This window comes from Polaromonas sp. (genome assembly GCF_018780625.1).
Lineage (GTDB): Bacteria > Pseudomonadota > Gammaproteobacteria > Burkholderiales > Burkholderiaceae_C > Polaromonas.
Window position 1 is genome coordinate 1 of the sequence record NZ_JADMJK010000004.1, and the last position, 2,451, is coordinate 2,451.

The following is a 2,451-nucleotide window of genomic DNA, read 5'->3' on the forward strand; positions in this document are numbered from 1 at the left end:
CTACAGGCCGCCAGCAGGGCCAGCAAGCCGGTGCTGAAGGCCGCCCTGACCAGGCTACCAGTCGCGGTGCGAGCGATCAAGCCGGCTTCAGGCGGCGAATGATCTCTGACGTCGCCCCGGCCTGGTTCATGGTGTAGAAGTGAATGCCGGGCACGCCCGCCGTGCAAAGCTGGTCGCACAAGTCGGTCATCACATCGAGGCCAAAGCTCTTGATGGACGCCGTGTCGTCGCCGTAGCCCTGCAGGCGCAGGCGAATCCAGCGCGGAATTTCAGCGCCGCAGGCGTCGCTAAAGCGCAGCAGTTGCGTGGAACTGGTGATAGGCATGATGCCCGGCACCACGGGCACATCGGCGCCCAGACGGTAGACATCGTCGACAAAGCGGAAATAGGCATCCGAGTTGAAGAAATACTGGGTAATGGCCGAATTCGCGCCGGCCTTGACCTTGGCCGCAAAGGCCTGCAGATCGGCGTCAGCCGATTTGGCCTGCGGATGGATTTCCGGGTAGGCCGCCACTTCAATGTGAAAAGCATCGCCCGTTTCCGCGCGAATGAAGGCCACCAGGTCGCTGGCGTACTGGAACTCACCGCCCAGCCCGTAGCCGCTGGGCAAATCGCCGCGCAGCGCGACCAGGCGCTTGACGCCCATGGCCTGCAACGTGGCCAGCTGGTCACGCACGGCCGCTTTGGTTGCGCCCACGCAAGAAAAATGGCAGGCCGCCGCCACGCCCTCGTCCAGGATTTCCTGGACGGTGCCGAAGGTGCCGGCCTGCGTGGAGCCGCCCGCGCCAAAGGTCACGGAGCAGAACTCGGGCTGGAAGGCGTACAGCGCCTGGCGCGTCAGGCGCAGCTTGGCGGCGCCTTCGGGCGTTTTGGGCGGAAAGAATTCAAAACTGATAGGGACATTCATTGCAAGTCTCTTTCTCTCTCTCGTCACTCGTTCGTCAGGTTTTTGTTGCGCCGTTTGCTGCGCGCCGGCCCGTGCTGGCCGGCATGGGCGAGTTCGGCCGCTTCAGAGTCTTCGTGCGGCTCGCGCATCTCGCGCAAAGTGCTGCGCGGCAGCCGTTTGGGGGACTGGCGCTTGGGCACGGCGGCCAGCGGCTGGTCTTCGCCAGCGGTTTCATGACCTTTTTGGGCATGGATGAAAAACTCGCGGTTGCCGTCGCCGCCCGCAATCGGCGACTCCAGCCAGGCCTTCACCTCCAGCCCCAAGCCGGTGCAGCTGTCGCGCAGACGTTTTTCAACGAATTCAAAGTGCGCCGCGTCGCGCACAATGCCGCCCTTGCCGATCTGGCCGGGCTGCAGTTCAAACTGCGGCTTGACCAGCATCAGCAACTGGCCGTCGGGCTTGAGCAGCCGCACCACGGCAGGCAGCACGAGCGTCAGCGAGATGAAGGACAGGTCGCCGGTCAAAAAATCGAATTCCGGGTTGAATTCGCCGTCATCAGCGTCACCAGCACCATGGGCGCCGTCTTCGTTGGCGTTCAGCGCCCGGTGGTAATGCTCGGCCAGGTCGTCGGCCGTCATCGAGCGGGCGTTGACGCCCTCGATGCAGACCACGCGCGCATCGTCCCGCAGCGTGCCGTGCAGCTGGCCGTGGCCCACGTCCACGCCCACCACCTGCGCCGCGCCATGCTGCAGCAGGCAGTCGGTAAAACCGCCGGTGGACTGGCCAATGTCAAGGCAGCGCAGCCCCGCCACGTCCAGGCCGGTGCGGGCCAAAGCGCCTTCCAGCTTGAGCCCGCCGCGCGAGATGTACTTCGCCTCGCGGTTGTCCAGGACCTGCAGCTCGGCGGCGTCCGGCACTTCATCGCCGTTTTTGACGACCTTCTTCCAGGCGCCTTCGGCCTCCACGCGCCACTGCACGCCAGCGGCAATCAGGCGCTGGGCCTGGGAGCGGGTGGTGGCAAAGCCATGTTCAACAAGGAAAATATCTGCGCGCATAGGTAGAAGGACTCATGGTTGGTCTGACGCCTTCCCCCGGCGGGGGAAGGAGCAAGGCAAAAACTCAATAACGGTAGGCGTTGGCCTTGTACGGGCCGGCCTTGCTCACGCCGATGTAGGCGGCCTGCTCGTCGCTCAGTTCGGACAGCATCGCACCGACTTTCTTCAGGTGCAGACGCGCGACCTTTTCATCGAGGTGCTTGGGCAGCACATAGACCTTGCCGGCTTCGTAGTCGGCCTGCTTGGTGAACAGTTCAATCTGGGCAATCGTCTGGTTCGCAAAGCTCGACGACATGACAAAGCTCGGGTGGCCGGTGCCGCAGCCCAGGTTCACGAGGCGGCCCTTGGCCAGCAGGATGATGCGCTTGCCGTCCGGGAAAATCACATGGTCGACCTGCGGCTTGATCTCTTCCCAGGTGCATTTTTCGAGCGACGCGACATCGATTTCATTGTCAAAGTGGCCGATGTTGCAGACGATGGCCTGGTCTTTCATGGCCGCCATGTGGTCAT

3 protein-coding genes are annotated in these 2,451 nt (G+C 63.5%); all 3 read right to left on the minus strand.

The features are described 5' to 3' along the window. Nucleotides 1–76: 76 nt before the first annotated feature. Nucleotides 77–907 (minus strand): methylenetetrahydrofolate reductase [NAD(P)H], encoded by an 831-nt coding sequence (gene metF / locus IV091_RS00255; protein WP_293463864.1) that lies wholly within the window; start codon nt 905–907, stop codon nt 77–79. A gap of 23 nt (nt 908–930) precedes the next feature. Next, on the minus strand, nt 931–1,941 hold the full coding sequence (locus tag IV091_RS00260) for a TlyA family RNA methyltransferase (protein WP_293463866.1): 1,011 nt from the start codon (nt 1,939–1,941) through the stop codon (nt 931–933). 64 nt (nt 1,942–2,005) lie between these two features. Further along, the coding region (locus IV091_RS00265; protein ID WP_293463869.1) for an adenosylhomocysteinase at nt 2,006–2,451 on the minus strand (446 nt) is incomplete at its 5' end.